This is a genomic window from Streptomyces sp. NBC_00322, assembly GCF_036147535.1.
Classification (GTDB): domain Bacteria; phylum Actinomycetota; class Actinomycetes; order Streptomycetales; family Streptomycetaceae; genus Streptomyces.
This window is the reverse complement of sequence record NZ_CP108019.1, coordinates 7096284-7118850: the sequence shown is the minus strand read 5'-3', so window position 1 is coordinate 7118850 and position 22567 is coordinate 7096284. Positions and strand designations below refer to the sequence as shown.

23 protein-coding genes and 1 tRNA gene are annotated in these 22567 nt (G+C 70.1%); 13 read left to right on the top strand and 11 right to left on the bottom strand.

The window, feature by feature from the left end:
• Nucleotides 1–41: 41 nt before the first annotated feature.
• Nucleotides 42–1025: a magnesium/cobalt transporter CorA gene (corA, locus tag OG905_RS32500; RefSeq protein WP_328679756.1), complete on the top strand. Its 984-nt coding sequence runs from the start codon at nt 42–44 to the stop codon at nt 1023–1025.
• A gap of 4 nt (nt 1026–1029) precedes the next feature.
• On the opposite strand, the gene OG905_RS32495 is transcribed toward corA, so the two are convergent.
• A complete protein-coding gene (locus OG905_RS32495) occupies nt 1030–1815 on the bottom strand; it encodes a ferritin-like domain-containing protein (RefSeq protein WP_328679754.1) in 786 nt (261 codons plus the stop codon).
• Nucleotides 1816–2090: 275 nt separating this feature from the next.
• Complete coding sequence (locus OG905_RS32490) at nt 2091–3140, bottom strand: LLM class F420-dependent oxidoreductase (protein WP_328679752.1); 1050 nt, start codon at nt 3138–3140, stop codon at nt 2091–2093.
• 129 nt (nt 3141–3269) lie between these two features.
• On the opposite strand from OG905_RS32490, the gene OG905_RS32485 reads away from it, so the two are divergent.
• Together OG905_RS32485 and OG905_RS32480 are read left to right on the top strand one after the other, a co-directional pair.
• The gene (locus OG905_RS32485) at nt 3270–4253 is read left to right on the top strand and encodes an aldo/keto reductase (protein WP_328679749.1); all 984 of its coding nucleotides are present in this window, start codon (nt 3270–3272) and stop codon (nt 4251–4253) included.
• Nucleotides 4184–6403: a helix-hairpin-helix domain-containing protein gene (locus OG905_RS32480; RefSeq protein ID WP_443044102.1), complete on the top strand. Its 2220-nt coding sequence runs from the start codon at nt 4184–4186 to the stop codon at nt 6401–6403. The genes OG905_RS32485 and OG905_RS32480 overlap by 70 nt, the downstream gene beginning before the upstream one ends.
• A gap of 96 nt (nt 6404–6499) precedes the next feature.
• Here OG905_RS32480 and OG905_RS32475 read toward each other — a convergent pair whose 3' ends face one another.
• On the bottom strand, nt 6500–7159 hold the full coding sequence (locus OG905_RS32475; protein ID WP_328679745.1) for a hypothetical protein: 660 nt from the start codon (nt 7157–7159) through the stop codon (nt 6500–6502).
• A 47-nt stretch (nt 7160–7206) separates the two neighbouring features.
• Here OG905_RS32475 and OG905_RS32470 point away from each other — a divergent pair, with 47 nt between their 5' ends.
• A complete protein-coding gene (locus OG905_RS32470; protein WP_005319466.1) occupies nt 7207–7395 on the top strand; it encodes a DUF5703 family protein in 189 nt (62 codons plus the stop codon).
• Between the two features lie 102 nt (nt 7396–7497).
• Here the strand turns inward: OG905_RS32470 and OG905_RS32465 are convergent, their stop codons facing one another.
• The 3 genes from OG905_RS32465 to OG905_RS32455 form a co-directional block, all read right to left on the bottom strand.
• Nucleotides 7498–8247: a chaplin gene (locus OG905_RS32465; protein WP_328679728.1), complete on the bottom strand. Its 750-nt coding sequence runs from the start codon at nt 8245–8247 to the stop codon at nt 7498–7500.
• Nucleotides 8248–8387: 140 nt separating this feature from the next.
• Entirely contained in the window at nt 8388–8621 is a 234-nt protein-coding gene (locus OG905_RS32460) for a chaplin (RefSeq protein ID WP_328679727.1), read from the bottom strand.
• A 166-nt stretch (nt 8622–8787) separates the two neighbouring features.
• Complete coding sequence (locus OG905_RS32455; protein WP_328679725.1) at nt 8788–10113, bottom strand: M20/M25/M40 family metallo-hydrolase; 1326 nt, start codon at nt 10111–10113, stop codon at nt 8788–8790.
• A 184-nt stretch (nt 10114–10297) separates the two neighbouring features.
• On the opposite strand from OG905_RS32455, the gene OG905_RS32450 reads away from it, so the two are divergent.
• Both OG905_RS32450 and OG905_RS32445 read left to right on the top strand, forming a co-directional pair.
• A tRNA-Leu gene (locus OG905_RS32450) sits at nt 10298–10385 on the top strand.
• Between the two features lie 76 nt (nt 10386–10461).
• Nucleotides 10462–11412, top strand: coding sequence for an RluA family pseudouridine synthase (locus OG905_RS32445; protein ID WP_328679723.1), 951 nt, complete (start codon nt 10462–10464; stop codon nt 11410–11412).
• Between the two features lie 28 nt (nt 11413–11440).
• On the opposite strand, the gene OG905_RS32440 is transcribed toward OG905_RS32445, so the two are convergent.
• The 4 genes from OG905_RS32440 to OG905_RS32425 all read right to left on the bottom strand — a co-directional run bounded on the left by OG905_RS32440 (nt 11441) and on the right by OG905_RS32425 (nt 16313).
• Nucleotides 11441–12907: an amino acid permease gene (locus tag OG905_RS32440; RefSeq protein WP_328679722.1), complete on the bottom strand. Its 1467-nt coding sequence runs from the start codon at nt 12905–12907 to the stop codon at nt 11441–11443.
• 281 nt (nt 12908–13188) lie between these two features.
• Nucleotides 13189–13821, bottom strand: a complete 633-nt coding sequence (locus tag OG905_RS32435) for a cytochrome b/b6 domain-containing protein (RefSeq protein WP_328679719.1) — start codon at nt 13819–13821, stop codon at nt 13189–13191.
• The gene (locus OG905_RS32430; RefSeq protein WP_328682727.1) at nt 13793–14458 is read right to left on the bottom strand and encodes a molybdopterin-dependent oxidoreductase; all 666 of its coding nucleotides are present in this window, start codon (nt 14456–14458) and stop codon (nt 13793–13795) included. Before OG905_RS32430 ends, OG905_RS32435 begins: the two co-directional genes overlap by 29 nt.
• Nucleotides 14459–14657: 199 nt before the next feature.
• Nucleotides 14658–16313, bottom strand: a complete 1656-nt coding sequence (locus tag OG905_RS32425; protein ID WP_328679717.1) for an FAD-binding dehydrogenase — start codon at nt 16311–16313, stop codon at nt 14658–14660.
• Nucleotides 16314–16409: 96 nt separating this feature from the next.
• Here OG905_RS32425 and OG905_RS32420 point away from each other — a divergent pair, with 96 nt between their 5' ends.
• The 3 genes from OG905_RS32420 to OG905_RS32410 are packed head-to-tail and all read left to right on the top strand — an operon-like array spanning nt 16410 to nt 17639.
• The gene (locus tag OG905_RS32420; RefSeq protein ID WP_328679715.1) at nt 16410–16916 is read left to right on the top strand and encodes an NUDIX hydrolase; all 507 of its coding nucleotides are present in this window, start codon (nt 16410–16412) and stop codon (nt 16914–16916) included.
• A gap of 10 nt (nt 16917–16926) precedes the next feature.
• Nucleotides 16927–17325 carry a YidH family protein gene (locus OG905_RS32415; RefSeq protein ID WP_328679713.1) on the top strand — a complete coding sequence of 133 codons (399 nt, stop codon included), beginning with the start codon at nt 16927–16929 and terminating at the stop codon, nt 17323–17325.
• Complete coding sequence (locus OG905_RS32410) at nt 17322–17639, top strand: DUF202 domain-containing protein (RefSeq protein ID WP_328679711.1); 318 nt, start codon at nt 17322–17324, stop codon at nt 17637–17639. The genes OG905_RS32415 and OG905_RS32410 overlap by 4 nt, the downstream gene beginning before the upstream one ends.
• 11 nt (nt 17640–17650) lie before the next feature.
• Here the strand turns inward: OG905_RS32410 and OG905_RS32405 are convergent, their stop codons facing one another.
• A complete protein-coding gene (locus tag OG905_RS32405) occupies nt 17651–18586 on the bottom strand; it encodes an NADP-dependent oxidoreductase (RefSeq protein WP_328679709.1) in 936 nt (311 codons plus the stop codon).
• A gap of 170 nt (nt 18587–18756) precedes the next feature.
• Between OG905_RS32405 and OG905_RS32400 the strand changes: the two genes are divergently transcribed.
• The 4 genes from OG905_RS32400 to OG905_RS32385 all read left to right on the top strand — a co-directional run bounded on the left by OG905_RS32400 (nt 18757) and on the right by OG905_RS32385 (nt 22462).
• Nucleotides 18757–19053, top strand: a complete 297-nt coding sequence (locus tag OG905_RS32400; protein WP_324987406.1) for a hypothetical protein — start codon at nt 18757–18759, stop codon at nt 19051–19053.
• A gap of 82 nt (nt 19054–19135) precedes the next feature.
• Complete coding sequence (locus OG905_RS32395) at nt 19136–20050, top strand: MBL fold metallo-hydrolase (RefSeq protein ID WP_328679706.1); 915 nt, start codon at nt 19136–19138, stop codon at nt 20048–20050.
• A 168-nt stretch (nt 20051–20218) separates the two neighbouring features.
• A complete protein-coding gene (locus OG905_RS32390; RefSeq protein WP_328679705.1) occupies nt 20219–21241 on the top strand; it encodes a phosphotransferase family protein in 1023 nt (340 codons plus the stop codon).
• 6 nt (nt 21242–21247) lie between these two features.
• On the top strand, nt 21248–22462 hold the full coding sequence (locus OG905_RS32385) for an acyl-CoA dehydrogenase family protein (RefSeq protein ID WP_328679703.1): 1215 nt from the start codon (nt 21248–21250) through the stop codon (nt 22460–22462).
• The last annotated feature ends 105 nt before the right edge of the window (nt 22463–22567 follow it).

Genomic DNA, 22567 nt, shown 5'->3' with positions numbered 1-22567 from the left:
CAAGGGGTGCGCCTGGGCCGTGTGCGGGGAAGAATGCCTTCGTGATCGTGGACTGCGCCATCTATCGCGCGGGGCGCCGAACACCGGGCCCGGCCGACTTCTCCGATGCCCTGGCCGAGGCGCGGGCCACGGGGGACGCCTTCCTCTGGATCGGTCTGTACGAGCCGACGGAGAAGGAGTTCGACCACGTCTCGGCGGAGTTCGGGCTGCATCCGCTGGCGGTGGAGGACGCACTGGACGCCCACCAGCGGCCCAAGCTCGAGGTGTACGACGATTCGCTGTTCGTGGTCCTCAAGCCGGTGGTGTACGCGCCGGAGAGCGGCGCCGTCACGACGGACGAGCTGATGGTCTTCATCGGTGACTCGTTCGTGGTGACCGTGCGGCACGGCGAGAGCTCGCCGTTGCATGCCGTACGGCTGCGTCTGGAGGCCGAGCCGGAGGTTCTCAAGCACGGTCCGACGGCTGTGCTGTACGCGATCAGCGACGCGATCGTCGACCACTACATCGATGTCGTCGCCGAGCTCCAGGTGGACCTGGAGGAATTGGAGACCGAGGTCTTCGCGCCGGTCGGCGGCGGCGCGCGCAACAGCGCGGTGCGGATCTACACCTTCAAGCGGCAGGTGCTGGAGTTCCGCCGGGCCGCCGCGCCGCTGGCGGCTCCGATGGCTCGTCTCGCGAGCGCGGGCGTGCCGTTCGTCCACCAGCACTCGCAGCCGTTCTTCCGGGACGTGAATGACCATCTGACGCGGGCGAACGAGCAGGTGGAGGGGCTGGACCGGCTTCTGTCGGACGTCCTGTCCGCCCATCTCGCGCAGATGGGCGTGCGGCAGAACGACGACATGCGCAAGATCTCGGCGTGGGCGGCCATGGTCGCGGTCCCCACGATGGTCGCGGGGATCTACGGCATGAACTTCGACCACATGCCCGAGCTGAGGTGGGTGTGGGCGTATCCGGTGGTCGTGGTGCTGATGGCCGGTGCGGTGTACGGGTTGTTCCGGCTGTTCAAGCGCCGGGGCTGGCTGTAGGTCGTCAGAAGGCGGGGGCGGCTGTCGGCGGACCGTCGAGCGCGCCCCGGCGGGCCGGCATCCGCAGGCTGACCATCCGGTGCCAGCCGCCGAAGCGTTCGTAGCCGTACATCGCGTGGATCCCCGCGGCCAGTGCGGCGGACTTGGTCCTGGGCCAGTGCAGCACGCGTCCCATGTGGCCCATCACCGCGAGGCTCACATCGCGGTAGACCTGGATCTCGGCGAGGGCGCTCTCGCGCAGGACCTGCTGAATGGTGCGGCCGTGACCCGCGGCGGCCAGACGCAGCAACTCCTCGTGGCAGTACGCCAGATGGTTGTCCTCGTCGTTGCAGATCATGGTTATGGCCTTGCCCACCTCGGGGTGGTCGCCGAAGTACTTCACCAGCATGTCCATCTGGTCTGCGGCCCGCTGTTCGGTGACCCGGCTGTGCGAGAGGTAGACGACGATATCCGCCTCGGTCAGCGTCTGGTCGCGGCGCAGCTTCTCGTGGGTGAGTCCGATGCCCCGCTGCTCGAGCAGCATCGTGTAGTCGGTCCCGGGCGGGACGGGCACCGGCTGAAGATTCCGCTTCTTGAGCAGGGCGTTGAAGAGTCTGCCGTGCTTGTCCTCGTCGGCGCCGTGCCGGGTGATCTTGGGTGCGAGGGCACGCATGCTCTCGGGTACGAGGGCGGCGATACGGCCGTTCTCCCAGCCGCCCTGCGCCTCGCCGCTGGCGGCGATCGAGCAGAAGAGCTGGAATGCGTCGTCGCTGTCGACGATTTCCTGAAAAAGACTTCGGGCCGAAAGCATCACTGCACCTCCCAGAAGATGTCCGCAAATAAAGAGTCAAATGCGGTACGGGAGGCGAGGCAACAGATAAGTCGCACAACTCCGCCGAACGGACGACAGCGGTACGCGACACGAAGGGGGGCTTCGGGGAGTAACCCTGAGGGCCTGTCGGGCGTTGTGCTGCATGACGGCCGTGGCGGGGAAGACCCCCCGAGCCCCCACCACGGCCGCGGACCTCTTCTCGACGGCGACGCCGGCATTGCTCGGCTTTGCTCGGCCCCAGGGGGCCGACCGTGCTACGACAGGCCTGCGCGCTCCAGCGCTTCCGTACCCGCCCGCAGGGCGGTCAGGCGCTCGTCGAGCGTGAAGCCGGCCGGTGCGAGGGTCAGCGTCGTGACCCCGGCCGCCGCGTACGCCTGCATCCGCTCCGCGATCCGCTCCACCGGGCCCAGCAGCGTCGTCTGGTCGATCAGCTGGTGCGGGACCGCCGTGGCCGCGCCCGCCTTGTCGCCGGACAGGTACTTGTCCTGGATCTCGGCCGCTTCCTTCTCGTAACCCATACGCTGCGCAAGCTGGTTGTAGAAGTTCTGCTTGCGGCTGCCCATGCCGCCGACGTACAGCGCGGTGTACGGACGGAACATGTCGGCCAGACCGCCTACGTCATCACCGACCGCGAGCGGCAGCGTCGGGCAGACGTCGAAGCCCTCCATGGTCAGCCCGGCCTTCTCGCGGCCCGCCCGAAGGTACTTGATCGCGGTGTCCTCAAGGTGGTCCGCGGACGGGAAGATCAGCAGCGCGCCGTCCGCGATCTCGCCCGTCTGCTCCAGGTTCTTGGGACCGATCGCGGCGATGTAGAGCGGAATATGCTCACGCTGGGGGTGCACGGTGAGCTTGATCGGCTTGCCCGGTCCGTCCGGCAGCGGAAGCGTCCAGTGCTCGCCCTCGTACGACAGGCGCTCGCGGGACATCGCCCTGCGGACGATCTCGACGTACTCACGGGTGCGGGAGAGCGGCTTGTCGAACTTGATGCCGTACCAGCCCTCGGAGACCTGCGGACCCGAGACGCCGAGGCCGAGACGGAAGCGGCCGCCGGAGAGGGAGTCGAGGGTGGCCGCGGTCATCGCGGTCATGGCGGGCTGGCGGGCCGGGATCTGCATGATGGCCGAGCCGACGTCGATGCGCTCGGTCTGCGCGGCGACCCAGGTGAGCACGGTGGGGGCGTCGGAGCCGTATGCCTCGGCGGCCCAGCAGACGTCGTAGCCGAGCTGGTCGGCCTCCTTGGCGACCGCGAGATTGTCGCTGTCCATCCCCGCGCCCCAGTAGCCGAGGTTGATGCCGAGCCGCATAACCGCTCCCTCTTACTGATCAGTAACGTCCCTGTTCCGGGGACTCTAGCGCGGGTTCGGGCGATCCGGCAGAGGGACGTTGTCCACAGGCTCTCTCAGGGTGGGCCGATGGCCAGTAATCTCGCGCCCATGGAGCAGAGGCATCTCGGCCGTACCGGCCTGCGCGTGTCCCGGATCGGGCTCGGCACCCTGACATGGGGGCGTGACACCGACGAGCATGACGCTGCCGACCAGTTGAAGGCGTTCTGGGAGGCGGGCGGCACGCTGGTCGACACGGCCGATGTGTACGGCGGCGGGGATGCCGAGTATCTGCTGGGGCAGCTCGTCGAGCGGCTCGTGCCGAGGCGCGATCTGGTCATCGCGACCAAGGCGGGCAGCGTGCCGGATCCGGACCGGCGCTTCGACGGCTCGCGCGGGCATCTCCTCGCCGCTCTGGACGCCTCACTGGAGCGCCTCGGTACGGACTATGTGGATCTGTGGCAGGTCCACGCCTTCGATCCGGAAACACCGCTGGAGGAGACGCTCCAGGCGCTGGACATCGCGGTGAGCAGCGGGCGTGCGCGCTATGCGGGCGTGTCGAACTTCTGTGGCTGGCAGCTGGCGAAGGCGGCGACCTGGCAGCTTGCGTCGCCCGGGGTGCGCACGCGACTTGCGAGTACGCAGATGGAGTACTCCTTGCTGCAGCGGGGCATCGAGCGGGAGGTGCTGCCCGCGGCGCTGGACCTGGGGGTCGGCCTGCTGCCGTCGTCGCCGCTCGGCCGCGGGGTACTGACGGGGAAGTACCGGCATGCGACTCCGGCGGATTCGCGGGGCGCTTCGGAGCAGTTGGCGCCGTTCGTGGAGCCGTATCTCGACGAGGCGGCGAGCAGCATCGTGGACGCGGTGGCCACCGCGGCGGACGGGCTTGCGGCGACGACGCTCCAGGTGGCGCTGGCGTGGGTGCGGGACCGGCCGGGAGTGGTGGCGCCGATCGTCGGCGCGCGCAATGCGCAGCAGCTCACGGCCGCGTTGTCAGTGGAGGCGCTTAGTCTTCCTGACGAGATCTGCCAGGCGCTCGACGATGTGTCGGCGCCCGTGCACCGCTATCCCGACCAGGACTGGAGCACGCTGTGACCGAGCCGGACGCGCCCGAGGCCGCGGACGCCACTGAGGCTGTTGACGCCCCTGCGGCCGCGGACGCCATCGAGGCCCCGGACGCCGCCGACGGTGACGCCGCTGAGGCCGCCGCACCCGAGGAAGGCACGGCGGACACCGCCGCCGGTGACGCCGGGAAGGCCGCCGAGCTGTCCGAGGCCGAGGCCGAGCTTGCCGCGCAGCGGGAGTTGCGGGCCAGGATCGAGCAGCGCAAGGCCGAGAAGGCGGCTCCCATCGAGGCCGGCACCAAGCTGAGCGGGACGGCCGCCGATCTGCTCGCTGCGGTGCGGGCCGTGGAGAGCGGCGAGAAGTCGGGCACCGCTTTCTTCGACTCTCCCCCTCGCTCCGCTGGGGGGACCCCCACCGCACCCGCGCCGAGGCGACCCGCCCCCGCGGCTGCCGAGCCGGTGCGGCCGCGGGTTCCCGAGCCCTCCGGGGCACCCGGGGCGGCCCCGCCGGAGACCGTCGACGGCGTGCGGTCCGTACTCGTCGAGGGCGGCGCGCCCGAGGCGCTGGCGGGGCAGGTCGCACAGGCGCTCGGGGAACAGGCCGCGGACATCCTGCGCGCGGATCCCTGGCGGCTGCTGTCGGTGGCCGGTGTGCGGCCGGAACAGGCCGACGGTTTCGCCCGGGCGCTGCTCGGCGCCGAGTGCGGCCCCGGGGACGAGCGCCGCACGACGGCCCTGGTGGGCTGGCAGTTGGAGCGCGCGGCGCTGCAGGGTCACACCGCGCTCGAGTCGTCGGCCGTGCGCGGTGCGCTGGCCGAGCGGTCGGTGCCGGATCCGGACGAGGCCTTGCAGCAGGCCATCGCGGAGGGCGCCGTGCTGGTCTTCCAGGACGGCGTCGAGGAGATCGAGCAGGCCGGGGACGAGTCGGAGTCCGAACAGCCTGCCGTGCCGGTGCTGCTGGGCCTCGACCGTTACGCACTCGCCGAGGAGAGCCTCGCGGACGGCCTGGCGCGGCTGGCGAAGACCGGCGCCGACGCCCGATGGGAGGCGGCGCAGCCGACCGAGCTGATCCGCGCGGTCGCGGCGAGCGGTCTGGTTCTGCACACCGGAGGTGAGGCGGCGCGCGCCGAGCCGGTCGCGCTGGCCGGGGCCGCCGCAGAGCTGGGGCTGCGCGCGGTGATCGCGGTCCACAGCGAGAACGGCAGCAGGCGGCTCGGCAGCGACGCGGTCACGTTCGCCGGGCTGATCTCGGGTTCGGAGGGACCGGGCAGGGACGCGGACGGGGCCTTCGCACTCGACCTCCTGGTGGCGTTGGACGCACCGCAGCTCGATGTGGAGACCGCCGCGATGCTGGTCGAGTCGATGCCGGACGGGAGCCGTCTGGTGCTGAGCGGCGATCCCGGTGTGCTGTGGTCGGCGGGCGCGGGCCGGGTGTTCGCCGATGTGCTGGCGGCCGGGGTGTGCCCACAGATCGCATCACGCACGCCGGATCCGGGCCCGATCGGGGAGCTGGTCTCGGGCATCGGGATCGGCGAGCTGAACCAGGTGGAGGCGCCCGGCAAGGAGGTCGTCATCGTCCCGGTGCGCGACGCGGGCGAGGCGGTCCACCGTACGGTCCAGCTCGTCGCCGACTCGGTGCCCCGGGCCATCGGGGTGCCGACCGAGCAGACCCAGGTCATCACCGTCGGGCACGGCGGCTCCGCGGGCACCCGCGCGCTCAACGCGGCCCTCAAGGAGCGACTGAACCCCGGTCCCGGCCGGTTCGGCGGCTTCGACCCGGGCGACCGAGTGGCCTACGCCCCGGCGCTCGGCCGGACGCTTCCCGGCACCGTCGTCTCGGCGGACGCGGACGGCCTGCACCTGGACTGCGAGGGCACGCCCGTCGTCGTACCGAAGGAGCGGGTCGAGTCGGGCGTGCGCCACGGCTGGGCGCTCACCGCGCACCAGGCAGCCGGGATGCGCTGGCCCGCGGCGGTGGTCGTGCTGCCGGGCGACGCGGCGCAGGGGCTGAGCCGACCGTGGGTCTACACCGCGTTCAGCCGCGGCGAGCGTCATCTGTCGGTGGTGCACGGCGTGGACCAGGCGCTGCCGCGTGCGGTGGCGGAGATCCCGTCCCAGGACCGTACGACCCGGCTGCGGCCGCTGCTCGAAGGTCTGCTCGCCCCGGAACCGAATCCCTAGGCACATCCGGCTCCGAACCCGTAGGCAGAAAAACGCGGGGCGCCCGCCGCTGGGAAGCGACGGGGCCCGCGTTGAAGATCAAACCGGCCGGTCCGCTCAGGACTCCGACTCGTCGAGATCGTCCAGCCCCTCGCCCAGCTCGTCCTCGTCGAAGACCGAGCTGACGTCGAAGCGGCACACGACCCGCTGCGGGTCCGCCTGGTCGAAGGGCGTGCTCAGCCACTCCCCCGGCTCCGGAAGATCGTCCGCGGCCGACACCCACAGCGTGGAGTCGCCCTCCTCCAGGCCGAACTCCTTGTGCCGGGAAGCGATTTCATCCGGTTCGTACTCGCCGAAGAGCACACCGAGCGCCGCGTGCACGCTCGTGCCGACCAACGGCGCGTCCTCCGAGCGGTCCTCCTCGGGGTCCAGATCGGCGATGCGCTGTGCCTGTGCGAGCAGCCGCTGTGGCTCGACCACCGCGTAGTCCCGGCGGATCAGCACGCTGAGCGCGTTCGGCTCCTCGGGGCCCGCGTACGGCGGAAGCGAGTCGTCCGCGCCCGGGATCTCGAAGGGCGTCACCTCGTCATAGCGGTCGTAGAGGCGTTCGTCGTACGCCTCCGCCGCCGCGGCAAGGATGTTGAACGCGTCGTAAACGGCCGGGTCGTCCTCACCCGAGCGGTTCTCGACCGCCGCGAGGTGACGGTCCAGTGCGGCTTTGACCGCCTCGGCGGCGGCACGTACCTCGGCAGCGGTGGGCTGCGCAGCATCAGACATAGTGCAGACGCTATCCGTACTGGGGCTCTGCCCGCACAATAGATGCGATGCCGGAATACGAATTTGTCGACGTGTACGTGCCGCGCGGGGTCTCCCGCAAGGAAGCGACCCGTCTGCTGACCGACCACGCCGAGTACGGACACTGGGAGTTGGACCGACTGAGTCTGCACCGGGACGGCAGCCGCAGGGTGCGGCTGCGCCGGCGCATCATTCGTCAGGTGCGCGCCACCTGGTGAGCGAGTGAGTGCAGCGGAGCGGGCCTCGCGACCGCGGGACCCGCTCCGTTTCATGCACCTTCGTACTGCTTCTTACCGCTTCACCTCACGGTGACCGCGTGGTTACGCGGAAGCGCGGGCACGACGGTAGAGCACCGTTCCCGCCAGCAGCAGACCCGCACCCGCCGGGGCCAGCAGGCCGATCGGACTGGATCCGGTGTGCGCGAGCTGGCCGGTGGTGACGGGGTGGTCGACGTTCCGCGTGCCGGGGGTGTTCGGCACGGCCGGGGTGACCGGAGTTGCGGGAGTGACCGGCTGCGGAGTGGAGGGCGTCGCGGGCACACCCGGGACTGCCGGGGTGGTGGGCTCACCGGGGGTTGCCGGCTCCTCCGGGTTCCCTGGCTCGTTGGGGACGGAGGGCGGCGTGTTGGTCTCGTCGCCACCGCCGTTGTCGCATTCGTTGCCGAACGCCGGGTTGAGCACCGCGCCGGCATCGACCGTGTTCCCGCAGACGTTCACGGGTACATCGAGCGGGACCTGGACGGTGTTGCCCGAGGCGACGCCGGGCGAATTGCTGGTCGCCCCCTCGGTGTGGGCTCCGCCGGTCGAGGCGTCGTCGGACCCGTTGCCGCTGTCGCTCGCGCAGCCGTTGCCGAACGTGGGGTTCAGCAGCGCGATGACATTGACCGTGTTCCCGCACACATTGACGGGCACGTGAACCGGGACCTGGACCGCATTCCCGGACGCGACGCCCGGAGAATTCGATGCGCTCCCGTACGCGCCGGCATCCGCCTGCGCATAACCGCCACCGAGGGCGAGTACCCCGCCCGCAGCCGCGACGGTGATCAGACCCTTGCGAGAGAGTTGTCGCATAGGTTGTTCCCTGCTTTCCGCTTCAGGAAGTCCCGGACGTCGTGCCCGGGGCTGGAATGCCCGACGGCCCCGGAGTGCATGGGACGCACTCCGGGACCGCCCGAGTTCAAACCCAAGCCCTTTTGGGCCGAGTCACAACGTCAGTCGTTGACGCAGGTGTTGCCGAAGGTGGGGTTCAGCAGCCCGATCACGGAGACCGTGTTGCCGCACGCGTTCACCGGCACGTGGACGGGCACCTGCAGGACGTTTCCGGAGAGCACGCCGGGGGAGTTCACGGCGGCACCCTGGGCACCCGCGTCGGCCATGGCCACACCCGCACCCGCGAGCACCAGACCGCCAGTGACAGCCGCAGCAGCGACGACCTTCTTGATCATTATTCCTCCTTGTTGGCAATGCGATCCCAGCCGCGGACCGCATCACCTGTAACGAGGAGGAGACGGGTGGGCTACGAGCCCATGCTTCCTTTCACTCTTTTCAGTCAAGTGCGCACGCATTGACGATTATTGGAGTTTCGTTTCAGCGGATTTCACCCACAGCGACTCAGCACCCGTCCAGGAATCGGTCAAGCACCCGCACACCGAACTTCAGACCGTCGACGGGCACTCGCTCGTCGACCCCGTGGAACATTCCCGCGAAGTCCAGCTCCGGAGGCAGCTTGAGCGGCGCGAAGCCGAAGCAGCGGATACCGAGATCGTCGAAGGACTTGGCGTCGGTGCCGCCGGAGAGCATGTACGGAACGGCACGGGCGATGGGGTCCTCGGCCTTGAGCGCGATCTGCATCGCGTCCACGAGGTCCCCGTCGAAGCTGGTCTCCAGCGCCTTGTCGCCGTGCACGTCCTCCCGCTTGACCCGCGGGCCGAGCAGCCGGTCGAGGTCGGCCAGGAACTCCTCCTCGTACCCCGGCAGGAAGCGCCCGTCGACGTGTGCGGTCGCCTGCCCGGGGATGACGTTCACCTTGTAACCCGCGCCCAGCATGGTGGGGGCCGCGGAGTTGCGCAGCGTCGCGCCGATCATCTTCGCGATGCCGCCGAGCTTGGCGAGCGTCGCGTCCATGTCCTCCGGGTCGAGCGGCGTACCGAGCGCGTCGGAGAGCTCGTCCAGGAAGGACCGTACGGTCTTGGTCATCCTGACCGGCCACCTGTGCCGTCCGAGCCGGCCGACGGCCTCGCAGAGCTCGGTGATGGCGTTGTCGTTGTTGGTCATCGAGCCGTGCCCCGCCGTGCCCTCGACGGTGAGGCGCATCCAGTGCATGCCCTTCTGCGCGGTCTCGACGAGATAGAGCCGCAGATTCTCGTTCACGGTGAAGGAGAAGCCACCGACCTCGCCGATGGCCTCGGTGACTCCCTCGAAGAGGTCCGGGTGCTTGTCGACGAGATACCGCGCGCCGTATGTGCCGCCCGCCTCCTCGTCCGCGAGGAAGGCCAGCACCACATCGCGCGGGGGCTTGCGGCCGCTGCGCAGCCTGTCCCGTACGACGGCGAGGGTCATCGCGTCCATGTCCTTCATGTCGACCGCCCCGCGGCCCCAGACGCAGTCGTCGGCGATCTCGCCGGAGAAGGGGTCGTGGGTCCAGTCGTGGGCGTTCGCCGGTACGACGTCGAGGTGACCGTGGATGAGCAGCGCGGGCCGCGACGGGTCTTCGCCCTCGATCCGGGCGACCGTGGAGGCGCGCCCCTTGTGGGACTCGATGATCCTGGGTTCGAGTCCGACCTCGGCGAGCTTCTCCGCGACGTACTCGGCCGCACCCCGCTCCCCCGGCCCCGAATGGTCGCCGTAGTTGCTGGTGTCGATGCGGATCAGCTCACGACAGAGGTCCACGACCTCGTCCTCGCCCGAGACGGTACGGGCCGTGTTCGACTCGCTCACGCTGATTCCTCCCACTGTCGCTGCTGGTGGTTCCCCCTCATCCTCCCGCGAGCGGGCCCGGACCCCAAGGCGGCAGTCCGCCGTCATGCGCCCTTCACAAGGACCGGCTCGTGATCGGGCACCTCCGAATGTTTGCTATGGTTTTCCACGTCGGAACGGCCCAGGGCCGCGAGACAGACACCTTGTCCGGGTGGCGGAATGGCAGACGCGCTAGCTTGAGGTGCTAGTGCCCTTTATCGGGCGTGGGGGTTCAAGTCCCCCCTCGGACACCACCAAGATCCCCACGGAATCCCGTGGGGATCTTCGCGTTCTGCCTGTTCGCGAGGCGCTGCGCATACAGTCGTCTCGGTGAGACGCAGACACAAGGCCCCGGCCGCGCCGCTCCCCCAGCGCGACGGCATCGATCCGGTACGGCTACGGCTGCCCGCCGATCCCGACGGTGCGTGGAAGACGGTGTACGACCATCTCCTCGCCCGGTACGCCGATGCCATCGGGGCCGACAGGGTCGACGCCCTCCTCCGGGAGGGGCGCATCGTCTCCACGGACGGCCCGGTCGCCGCCGACGAGCCGTACACCGCCGGGCGCTATCTCTGGTTCCACCGCGAGTTCGCGCCCGAGGAGCGCGTGCCCTTCGAGGTCGGGATCGTCCACCGCGACGAGCGTCTGGTGATCGCCGACAAGCCGCACTTCCTGGCCACCACCCCGCGCGGCAGGCACATCACCGAGACGGCGCTCGCGCGGCTGCGACGCGATCTCGGTCTGCCCGAGCTGCAGCCCGCGCACCGGCTCGACCGGCTGACCGCGGGGCTCGCACTCTTCGTCGTACGGCCCGGGGACCGCGGGGCGTACCAGACGCTGTTCCGCGACCGGCGGGTGCGCAAGGAGTACGAGGCGATCGCGCCGTACGACCCGGCCCTCACCCTGCCCGTGACCGTACGCAGCAGGATCGTGAAGGAGCGCGGGGTGATGGCGGCGCGCGAGGAGCCCGGCGAGCCGAACAGCGAGAGCCGGATCGAGCTGCTCGATCACCGGCGCGGGCTCGGCCGGTACCGGCTGCTGCCGGCCACCGGCCGCACCCATCAGCTGCGGGTCCATATGAACAGCCTCGGGCTGCCGCTCCTGAACGACCCGGTCTATCCGGTCGTCCAGGAGCCGGGGCCCGACGACTACTCCCGGCCGCTGCAACTCCTCGCGAAGGTGCTGGAGTTCACCGATCCGGTGACGGGAGGGCCGTACCGCTTCGAGAGCCGCCTGTGCCTGACGCAGTGGCCCGTGCCCGCAGCGGAGCCGCCCACTTGATGCAGCCCCCTCCCCGGACGGGGGGCCGCTACCTCAAGGCGTCCTGGCGCTCCGCGGCGATCGCGCGCACCCGGCCGCGGACGACGAACCAGCCGCCGACCAGCGCCGCCGCGATCAGCGGCAGCAACATCACGGTCGTACGGCCGACGCCGCCGCCCCACCACATCAGGAAGGCCACGCCGGCCAGGAAGAACAGCGTGACGATCTGGGTGTACGGGGCCCAGGGCAGCCGGTAGGAGGGGCGGGTGACCCGGCCGTCCTGGGCGCGGTGCCAGAACAGCAGCGAGCAGAGCATGATCATGCCCCAGGTGCCGAGGATGCCGATCGAGGCGAGGTTCAGAACGATCTCGAAGGCCTCGTCGGGCACCTTGTAGTTGAGCGCGACGCCCAGCACACCGAAGCCCGCGGTCAGCAGGATGCCGCCGTAGGGCACCTGGCCCTTGTTCATCCGGCCGGTGAACTTGGGCGCGGAGCCCGACAGCGCCATGGAGCGCAGGATGCGACCGGTGGAGTACAGGCCGGAGTTCAGGCTGGACAGGGCGGCGGTCAGCACCACGAGGTTCATGACGCCGGCCGTGCCGGGGACACCGAGCTTTTCCATGACGGTGACGAACGGGCTCTGGTCACCGGAGTACGCCGTGTACGGGAGGAGCAGCGCGAGCAGCACCACCGAGCCCACGTAGAACAGGCCCACGCGCCACATGATCGAGTTGATCGCCTTGGGCATGATCTTCTCGGGGCTCTCGGTCTCGCCGGCCGCGACGCCGCACAGCTCGACGGAGGCGTACGCGAAGACGACGCCCTGGATGACCAGCAGCATCGGCAGCATGCCCGTCGGGAAGATGCCGCCGTTGTCGCTGACGGTGGAGAAGCCGGGGGTGTGGCCGTCGACCGGGTGCTGGGTGACCACCAGGAAGATGCCGACCAGCATGAAGGCGACGAGCGCGGCGACCTTGATGATCGCGAACCAGAACTCCATCTCGCCGAAGTACTTCACCGAGATGAGGTTGGCGGTGAGGACGACGGCGAGCGCGATCAGCGCGAGGACCCACTGCGGGACGTCGCTGAACATGGCCCAGAAGTGGGCGTAGGTGGCAGCCGCGGTGATGTCGGCGACCGCGGTGGTCGACCAGTTGAGGAAGTAGAGCCAGCCTGCCGCGAAGGCGCCCTTCTCGCCCATGAACTCACGGGCGTACGAGACGAAGGCACCGGAGGACGGGCGGTAGAGGACCAGCTCGCCGAGCGCGCGGACGACGAAGAAGGCGAAGACGCCGCAGACCGCGTAGGCGATGGCGAGGGAGGGGCCGGCATCCGCCATCCGGCCGCCCGCTCCGAGGAACAGGCCGGTGCCTATCGCTCCACCGATCGCGATCATGTTGATGTGGCGGGACTTGAGGTCCTTGCTGTAGCCGGCGTCTCCTGCGTCGACGTGGGGGGTGTTCTTCGCCGGTGCCCCGGCGGCGAGCGTTTCGGCCGCAGTGGTGCGGTCACTCATGGAGGGGTTCGCCTTCGTGAGGGGATATGGGCGGTCCCGGCCGTGGCCGGTGGGGGGCGTCACCGTGCCATGGCCCGACGGCACATATTCAGGGCAACCCTGGGATTTTGACAGTGGCCAAGGTCACGCAGATATAGATCTGAGGTGTTTCAGAGGTTACGGCGCAGTAAAGCAAGGTCATCGAGGGACGCGTCAATCGGGCGTCACACCCCCGCCAAGCCTTCGGGGTGCGAGTATGTCCAGCTCCGCGAGCGCCCCGACGGCGATCCGGCGGGAGATTTCTACTCGTCCTCGAGCCACAGCGGGTGCTCCCGCTTCGCCCACGGGCGCTCGACCGAGCCCGTACGCATACCCCTGCGTGCCTCGGGATCGGCGAGCGCCATGCCGATGTGTCCGGCCAGCACGATGCCGACGGCCAGTGACAGCCAGTCGTGCACGAACGTCGCGCTCGTACGCCACACCAGCGGCGTCAGATGCGTGAACCACATCAGCAGCCCGGTCGCCAGCATCACGAGCACCGCGCCCGCGATCCACGCCGCGTACACCTTCTGCCCGGCGTTGAACTTGCCCGCCGGACGCGACGAGGGCCTGCGATCACGCCTCCGGGCAGCGCGCAGCCAGGTCCTGTCGTGCGGCCCGAAGCGGTTCAGCCTGCGCAGATCGGCTCTGAAGGCGGGCGAGGCGAGACCCAGCAGGAAGGGCGCGGGCAGCAGGATCCCGGACCACTCATGAACGGTGACCACCAGATAGCGGCGCCCCACGAGCTCGGCGATCTGCGGTACGTACAGGGCCGCCGCGGTCGCCACGCACAGCAGCATCAGCCCGGCGGTCGTACGGTGCACCCAGCGCTCGGCCCGGCTGAACCGCTTGACGCGGGCGCGCCGTTCAGACGGTGGGGGTGTCACTGCGGCCATTGGACCGGCCGACCCAGGCGTCGACGTCATATCCCCGCTCCTCCCAGTAGCCGGGCCGGACGCGGGAGGTGACGGTGATCCCGGAGAGCCATTTCGCCGACTTGTAGAAGTACATCGGCGCCACATACAGCCGGACCGGGCCGCCGTGCGAATGGCTGACCGGCTTGTCCTGCATCTTCAGGCAGACCAGCACATCGTCGCGGCGGGCCTGCGGAAGGGCGAGGCTCTCGCTGTACGTGCCGTCGAAGCAGGTGAAACGGATGGCCTTCGCCTCGGCGCGTACGCCCGCTGCGTTGAGCAGCAGGGACAGCTTCACGCCCGAGAAGGGGGTGTTGGGGACCCGCCAGCCGGTGACGCACTGGACGTCGCGCACGACCCGGGTCTGCGGCAGCTTGCGCAGCTCGGCGAGCGTATACGTCGCGGGGCGGTCGACGAGGCCGTCGACGGTGAGGCGGTAGCTCTGCTCGCTCTTGTGCGGCACGGAGGAGGCGACCGAGTAGTAGCGGAAGCCGCCGCCGTTGGGAAGCAGTCCGGTCAGGCCGGTCGGGTCCTTGTCCGAGGCCGCGCCCAGAAAGGACTCGAGCCCTCGCTGGAGATACGGCGCGGCGGCGATTCCGGCCCCGCCCAGCCCGATCATGCCGAGCACCAGGCGGCGGCCGACGGGGGCACCCTCGGCGTCGGGGTGGTGTGTGGTCACGCTTCGATTCGAACACTCGGGGACGGGAGAAGCCAGCGGATCCGGCCGCACGTCAGACTTCCGTCACACTTGGGGCTCCGCCGCTGGACCCCGTATGCGACCTTCGGCCGCATGTCCCAAACGCCGGACGGGCTGAAATTCACCCCACCGCCCGCGCCGCCGCCCGGCCCGCCGCGCGACCCGAGAAGATGCAGCCGCCCAGGAACGTGCCCTCCAGCGAGCGGTAGCCGTGCACCCCGCCGCCGCCGAATCCCGCCGCCTCCCCCGCCGCGTACAGTCCCGCCAGCGGCTCGCCGTCATCGCTGAGTACCCGCGAGGACAGGTCCGTCTCCAGGCCGCCGAGCGACTTACGGGTGAGGATGTTCAGCCGGACGGCGATCAGCGGACCGGCCTTCGGGTCGAGGATGCGGTGCGGCGCCGCCGTGCGGATGAGCTTGTCGCCCAGGTACTTGCGGGCTCCGCGGATCGCCGTGACCTGGAGGTCCTTGGTGAAGGGGTTCGTGATCTCCCGGTCCCGCGCGGTGATCTCGCGCCGCAGCTGCGCCTCGTCGATCAGCGGCTCCTTGGTGAGCGCGTTCATGCCGCGTACGAGCGCGGAGAGCTCCTTCTCGACGACGAAGTCGACGCCGTTGTCCATGAACGCCTTCACCGGCCCCGGCACATCCGTCGTCGCGCGCCGGATCACGTCGCGGATCGACTTCCCGGTCAGATCCGGGTTCTGCTCGGAGCCCGAGAGCGCGAACTCCTTGCCGATGATCTTCTGGTCGAGCACGAACCAGGTGTGGTCGTAACCGGACTTCATGATGTGCTCGAGCGTGCCTAGCGTGTCGAAGCCGGGGAAGAGCGGGACGGGCAGCCGCTTGCCGCGCGCGTCGAGCCAGAGCGAGGAGGGTCCGGGCAGGATGCGGATTCCGTGCTTGGCCCAGATCGGGTTCCAGTTCTCGATGCCCTCGGTGTAGTGCCACATCCGGTCGCGGTTGATGTGGCTCGCGCCCGCGCGTTCGGCGATGCCGATCATCAACCCGTCGACATGGGCGGGGACGCCGGAGAGCAGCTTCTCGGGCGGGGTGCCGAGCCGCTCGGGCCACTGTGCGCGTACGAGGTCGTGGTTGCCGCCGATGCCGCCGGAGGTGACGATCACCGCCTGTGCGCGGAACTCGAAGGCCCCAACGACCTCCCGGCTGCTCGCGGTGCCGCGCTCGGCGCCGGAGGGCTCGAGGACTTCGCCGCCGACCGTGTCGAGCGTGCCTCCGCTGCTGCTCAGCCCGGTGACCCGGTGGCGGAACTTCAGCTGGACGAGTCCGCGGGCGACGCCTGCTCTGACGCGCCGCTCGAAGGGGGCGACGACTCCGGGGCCCGTGCCCCAGGTGATGTGGAAGCGGGGTACGGAGTTGCCGTGCCCGGTGGCGTCGTAGCCGCCGCGTTCGGCCCAGCCCACGACCGGGAAGAACCGCATCCCCTGGGCGTGCAGCCAGGCGCGCTTCTCGCCGGACGCGAAGTCGACGTACGCCTCCCCCCATTGGCGGGGCCAGTGGTCCTCCTCGCGGTCGAAGCCCGCCGTGCCGAGCCAGTCCTGGAGCGCCAGCTCCCGGCTGTCCCTGATCCGCATCCGGCGCTGTTCGGGCGAGTCGACGAAGAAGAGTCCGCCGAAGGACCAGTGTGCCTGTCCGCCGATCGACTGTTCCGGCTCCTGGTCGAGCAGGATGACCTTGCGTCCGGCGTCGACGAGCTCCGCGGTGGCCACCAGGCCTGCGAGTCCTGCCCCGATCACGATCACATCAGCGTCGTACGCCATGGGTTCCATCCTTGTCGGGGGCCGGAGTGCGATGGCTCCGATCTTCGGTACGCGGCAGTAACTCGTCAACCGTTCGGCCGGTGCTTGGATGGGGACATGAATCCCGCTGACGAAATCCTGGACATCGTCGACGAGAACGACGAGGTCATCGGCCAGGCCCCGCGCGGCGAGGTGTACGCGCGCGGCATGCGCCACCGTGCCGTCTTCGTTCTGGCGAGGGACACGCAGGACCGGATCTTCGTTCACCGCCGGACGGCGACCAAGCTGGTCTTCCCCTCCCTCTACGACATGTTCGTGGGCGGTGTCGTCGGCGCGGGTGAGAGCTATGACGCGGCGGCGCTGCGCGAGGCCGAGGAGGAGCTGGGGGTCTCAGGACTCCCCGCGCCCGTGCCGCTGTTCAAGTTCCTCTACGAGCGCGGCGATCAGACCTGGTGGTCCGCCGTGTACGAGGTCCGCTGCGAGCTGCCGGTGAACCCGCAGGCCGAAGAGGTCGCCTGGCACGACTTCCTGCCCGCGCGGGAGTTGGAGCGGCGGCTCGGGGAGTGGGAGTGGGTGCCGGACGGTCTCGCGGCGTACGAACGGCTGCGGGAGTCGGGCACGTAGGGTGCGACGCGTGAGCGATTTCGGACGGAGTCTGCGGCTGTGGTTCGCGCCCCAGCGGGTGAGCGAGGAGGGCGAGACTCCCGACTACCGGTTCTCGCTCGCCAATGAGCGGACCTTTCTCGCCTGGCTGCGGACGGCGCTGGCCCTGATCGGCGGCGGCTTCGCGGTCGATCAGTTTCTGCCGGAGCTGGCCCGGTGGCTGCGGACCGGGATGGCGCTCGGGCTGCTGGGCGCCGGGGTGTTGTGTGCGCTGCGGGCCGTGAATCACTGGGTGCGCTGCGAGCGGGCGATGCGGCGGGGCGAGGATCTGCCCGTTTCGCGGTTTCCGACGGTGCTGAGCCTGGTGGTCGCCGCTGTCGCGGTGGCGATGGTGGTGGTCGTGCTCTTCGGCTGGGAGGGCGGGCGTTGACGGCCGCGTCCGAACGGGATCCGGGGCTGCAGCCGGAGCGGACCAGGCTGGCGTGGCGCAGGACCACGCTGGCGTTCACCGTGGCGGCCGTGCTCGCGGCCCGGCAGGTGGCGGGCGGTGATCTGAGCACGGCCGGGCTGGTGGCGGTGGCGTTGAGTGCGCTGGTGTGGCTGGCTTTTCTGCGGGTGGCCCACTGGCGGGTGCGCGCGTTGGGCGCAGGGCCGAGGCCGCGGGTGCTGTCGAACCGGGCGGCGCTGGCCGCGGTGGCGTGCACCATCGCCCTGGCCGGGTTCGCGGTGGCGATGGTGGTCTGAGGTGAGGCTTCCTAGGTCTCCCAGTCGACGGTGACGACGATCTTTCCGCGGGTGCGCCCCTCGGCGTTCACCGCCTGCGCCTCGGCCGTCTGCTCCAGGGGGAAGGTCCGGTCCACATGGACGGAGATCACGCCTCGCTCGGCGAGCTCGCCGAGCGCCGCCAGCTCCGCCGCGTCGGGCCGCACCCAGCAGTAGTTGCCGCCGAGGCTCAGGACTTCGCGGTCCGCGATCGAGGCGAGCCGGCCCTCGGGCGCGAGCACCTCGGCCGCGGACTTGAGCGCGTCCCCGCCGATCGTGTCGAAGGCCGCGTCGACACCGTCAGGAGCCAGCGCGCGGACCCGGTCGGCGAGCCCATCCCCGTACGTCACCGCCTCCGCGCCGAGCTCGCGCACATGGTCGTGGTTGCGTTCGCTGGCCGTGCCGATCACGCGTGCCCCCGCGTGCTTGGCGAGCTGCACGGCGAGTGACCCGACGCCGCCGGCGGCGGCGTGCACCAGGACCGTGTCCCCGCTGTTCACCTTGAGCGCGCCGCGCAGCACCTGGTACGCGGTGAGACCGGCCAGCGGCAGCCCCGCGGCCTGCTCGAAGCTCAGGTTCAGGGGTTTGCGGGCGAGCGTGCGGACGGGGGCCGCAACGTATTCGGCGAAGGTGCCGCGGCTGACGAAGTCCTCGCGTACGTATCCCATCACCTCGTCGCCGACCGCGAACTCCGTGACGGCGATGCCCGGTTGGACCACCACGCCCGAGACGTCCCAGCCGGGGATCACCGGGAACACCGGTTCGAAGAGGGCGTCGATGTAGCCCTCGCGAGCCTTCCAGTCGACCGGGTTGACGGCCGCCGCGCGCACCTTGACCAGGACGGAGTCGGGTCCGACCTTGGGCTCGGGACGGTCCCCGTACTCAAGGACCTCGGGGCCGCCGTACCGGCTGTAGCTGATCGCCTTCATGATCCGACCCTCGGCCGGGGGCGGCACCCGCGCAAGCCGGGCTGGGGCACAGGGGGTGCGGGCCCGGGTTTTCCCGGGTGCGGCACGTCGCCGGGACCCGGACGAGCCGGATCTTGAGGGCTAGCCTGAACTATGACAGAAGGCCGCATATCCGATCAAAGGTGAGCTTTATGACCGTCCTCCACCATGAGCACCCCGCGCACGAGCACGTCCACGGTCCGGCCTGCGGACACGCCGAGGTCCCGCACGGCGACCATGTCGACTACGCCCACGACGGACACCTCCACCGCTCCCACTCCGGCCACTGGGACGAGTGCGAGCCCGGCGAGCATGTCTCGCACAGCGGCCACGCGCACGAGCACGGTCCCGGCTGCGGCCACCCGGCCGTGGAACACGGTGACCATGTCGACTACGTCCATGACGGACACCGGCACGCCGAGCACGAAGGGCACTGGGACGACCACTGAACACACCCCCCGACTTCCCCCGCGCCGGGGCCGACTGGCAGGCTCCTGCTGACCGGTTCGGCCTCGACTCGGGGGAGTTCAGTTGTCCGTCAGCGATCCGTACATCGTCCAGCTCGCACCAGAGGTGCACGCCTACGTCCAGCCGGACGGCGGCTGGTGCCTGAACAACGCGGGGTTCGTCAGCGACGGGGAGTCCACTCTCCTCGTCGACACCGCCGCCACCGAGCGGCGCGCACGGGCGCTGCGGGAGGCGCTCGTCGCGACCGGGGTCCCGCTTCCGCGGACTCTCGTCAACACGCACCACCACGGCGACCACACCTACGGCAACGGGGTCTTCCTGCCCGAGGCCGTGGTGATCGGCCACGACTCCTGCCGCAGCGAGCAGCTGGCGGCCGGGCATCAGCTCCATCTCCTGTGGCCGGGGACCGACTTCGGCGACATCTCGATCATCGCCCCGACCGTGACGTATAACGACCGGCTCACGGTCCATGTCGGGGACATCGAGGTCCGGCTCATCCACCCCGGCGGCGTCGCGCACACCCCCGGGGACACGATCGTGCATCTGCCGCGGCAGCGGGTGGTCTTCACCGGGGACCTGATCTTCGAGGGCGGCACACCCTTCATCCCGATGGGCTCGCTGAGCGGGTCGCTGCGGGCGCTGGACGTGCTGCGATCGCTGGACGCGACGACCGTGGTGCCGGGCCACGGTCCGATCACCGACCCGTCGGCGTACGACGCGACAGAGCGCTATCTGCGCTACGTCGCCGAGCTGGCCGGGCAGGGGCGCGCCAGGGGGCTCACTCCGCTGGAGACCGCCCGCCAGGCCGATCTCGGGGCCTTCGCCGAGCTGAGGGAAGCCGAACGGCTGGTGGCGAATCTGCACCGGGCGTACGCGGAGCTGGACGGCCTGCCGGAGGGCTCCCCACTGGATCCCGCCGCCGTCTTCGGTGACATGGCGGCGATGAACGGCGGCGTTCCGGTGGCCTGCCACGCCTGAACCGCCCGGCGGACACTCGACCGCCGTTCCCATATATGTCCAGCATGTATGGATGTGGGTCTGGAGCCTGTGATCCAGACCCCGGTTCAGCGCGCGCACTGGACGACATACCGACTGGTCGGTCATCATGAGCGGGACCTGCCCTACCGCCCCTCGGAGGTGCCACCGATGAGCTCAGTCCCCCCGCCAGGCCTCGATCCCGAGCAGTTGCGCGGCTATCTCGACCGCGAGCGCCCGGGTCTGGTGAGCGGACCGCTCGATGCCCGGCTGATCCAGGGCGGTCGCTCCAACCTCACGTACTCCGTCACCGACGGCGTCGGCCGCTGGGTCGTCCGGCGGCCCCCGCTCGGGCACGTACTGGCCACCGCGCACGACATGAAGCGCGAATACCGGGTGATCAGCGCCCTCTACCCGACCGCGGTGCCGGTGCCCGAGCCGGTGCTGCTGTGCGAGGACGAGTCGGTGATCGGATCGCCGTTCTACGTCATGGAGTTCGTGGACGGCACTCCGTACCGCACGGCCGAGGAACTGGCCCCGCTCGGGCCCGAGCGCACCCGGAACGCCCTTCTCGGCCTGGTCGACACACTGGTCGAACTGCACGCCGTGGACCCCGAGTCGGTGGGTCTGTCGGACTTCGGCCGACCCGAGGGCTTCCTCGACCGGCAGCTGCGCCGCTGGGGCAAGCAGCTGGATGCCTCACGCAACCGCGAACTGGCCGGCATCGACGAGCTGCACGCCGCCCTCGGCCGCTCGCTGCCCGACTCCCCCGCTCCCGCCGTCATCCACGGCGACTACCGGCTGGACAACGTCCTGGTCGGCCCGGACGACCGGATCAAGGCGATCCTCGACTGGGAGATGTCGACGCTGGGCGATCCGCTGACCGACCTCGGTCTGCTGGTGATGTACAGCGTCAAGCTGGAGCTGCCCGAATCCCCCGTCAGCACCACCGCGGGCGCGGCGGGTCACCCGGAAGCGGCCGAGCTCATCGAGCGGTACGCCGCCCGCTCCGGGCGAGACACCTCCGCCATCTCCTGGTACACGGCCTTCGCCTGGTTCAAGCTCGCCGTGATCCTCGAGGGCATCCACTACCGCTACACCCTCGGCCAGACCGTCGGCCCCGGCTTCGACCGGATCGGCGCGCTGGTGCCCCTCTTCATCGAGCACGGCCTCACCACCCTCCAGGAAGGCTGAGTACACATGGACTTCGCATTCGACACGCGAACCGAGGAGCTGCGGGCCAAGCTGCTCGCCTTCATGGACGAGCACGTCTACCCGGCAGAGGCCATCGAGCACGAGCAGCGCGCCGAGCTGGCCTCGCCGTGGGACACCCCGGCGATCGTGGAGGAGCTCAAGGCCGAGGCACGCAAGCAGGGCCTGTGGAATCTCTTCCTCCCCGACACGGAGCACGGCGCGGGCCTGACCAATCTGCAGTACGCGCCGCTCGCCGAGATCACCGGCCGCAGCCCGCACCTGGCACCGACGGCGCTGAACTGCGCCGCTCCCGACACCGGGAACATGGAGGTGCTCGCGCAGTTCGCCACCGACGAGCAGAAGAAGCAGTGGCTGGAGCCGCTGCTCGCCGGGGAGATCCGCTCCGCCTTCGCGATGACCGAGCCCGAGGTCGCCTCCTCGGACGCGACGAACATCCAGACGCGGATCGACCGCGACGGCGACGACTACGTCATCAACGGCCGTAAGTGGTACATCTCCGGCGCGATGAACCCCGACTGCAAGATCTTCATCGTGATGGGCAAGACCGACCCGGACGGCGAGGACATCCGCCGCCAGCAGTCGATGATCCTGGTGCCGCGCGACGCCCCGGGCCTGGAGGTCCGGCGCGCCATGCAGGTGTACGGCTACGAGGACCACTCCCACGGCGGTCACGCCGAGGTGGTCTTCACCGATGTACGGGTACCCGCGTCGAACCTGATCGGCGAGGAGGGCGGCGGCTTCGCCATCGCCCAGGCGCGGCTCGGCCCCGGCCGTATCCACCACTGCATGCGGCTGATCGGCATGGCCGAGCGGGCGATCGAGCTCATGTGCAGGCGGGCGGTGTCCCGTCAGGCCTTCGGCAAGGCGATCGCCCAGCAGGGCGTCGTACAGAACTGGATCGCCGACGCCAGGGTCACGGTCGAGCAGCTGCGGCTGCTCGTGCTGAAGACGGCCTGGCTGATGGACACGGTGGGCAACCGCGGGGCGCACACCGAGATCCAGGCGATCAAGATCGCGACTCCGCGGGCGGTCGTGGACATCCTCGACAAGGCGGTGCAGGTGCATGGCGCGGGCGGGGTGAGCCAGGACTTCCCGCTGGCGGAGCTGTGGGCGGCGGCGAGGACGCTGAAGCTGGCGGACGGGCCTGACGAGGTGCACCAGCGGTCGCTGGCGCGGCGGGAGTTGAAGCGGTACGTGTAGGGGGGGCGGGGGGCGCCTGCGGCGGGCCTGTTCCCCTACCCGCCCTCCCCCAGACTCCGTCCGGGGGGACCCCCAACCTCCCCGTATGCGACCTCCGGCCGCATG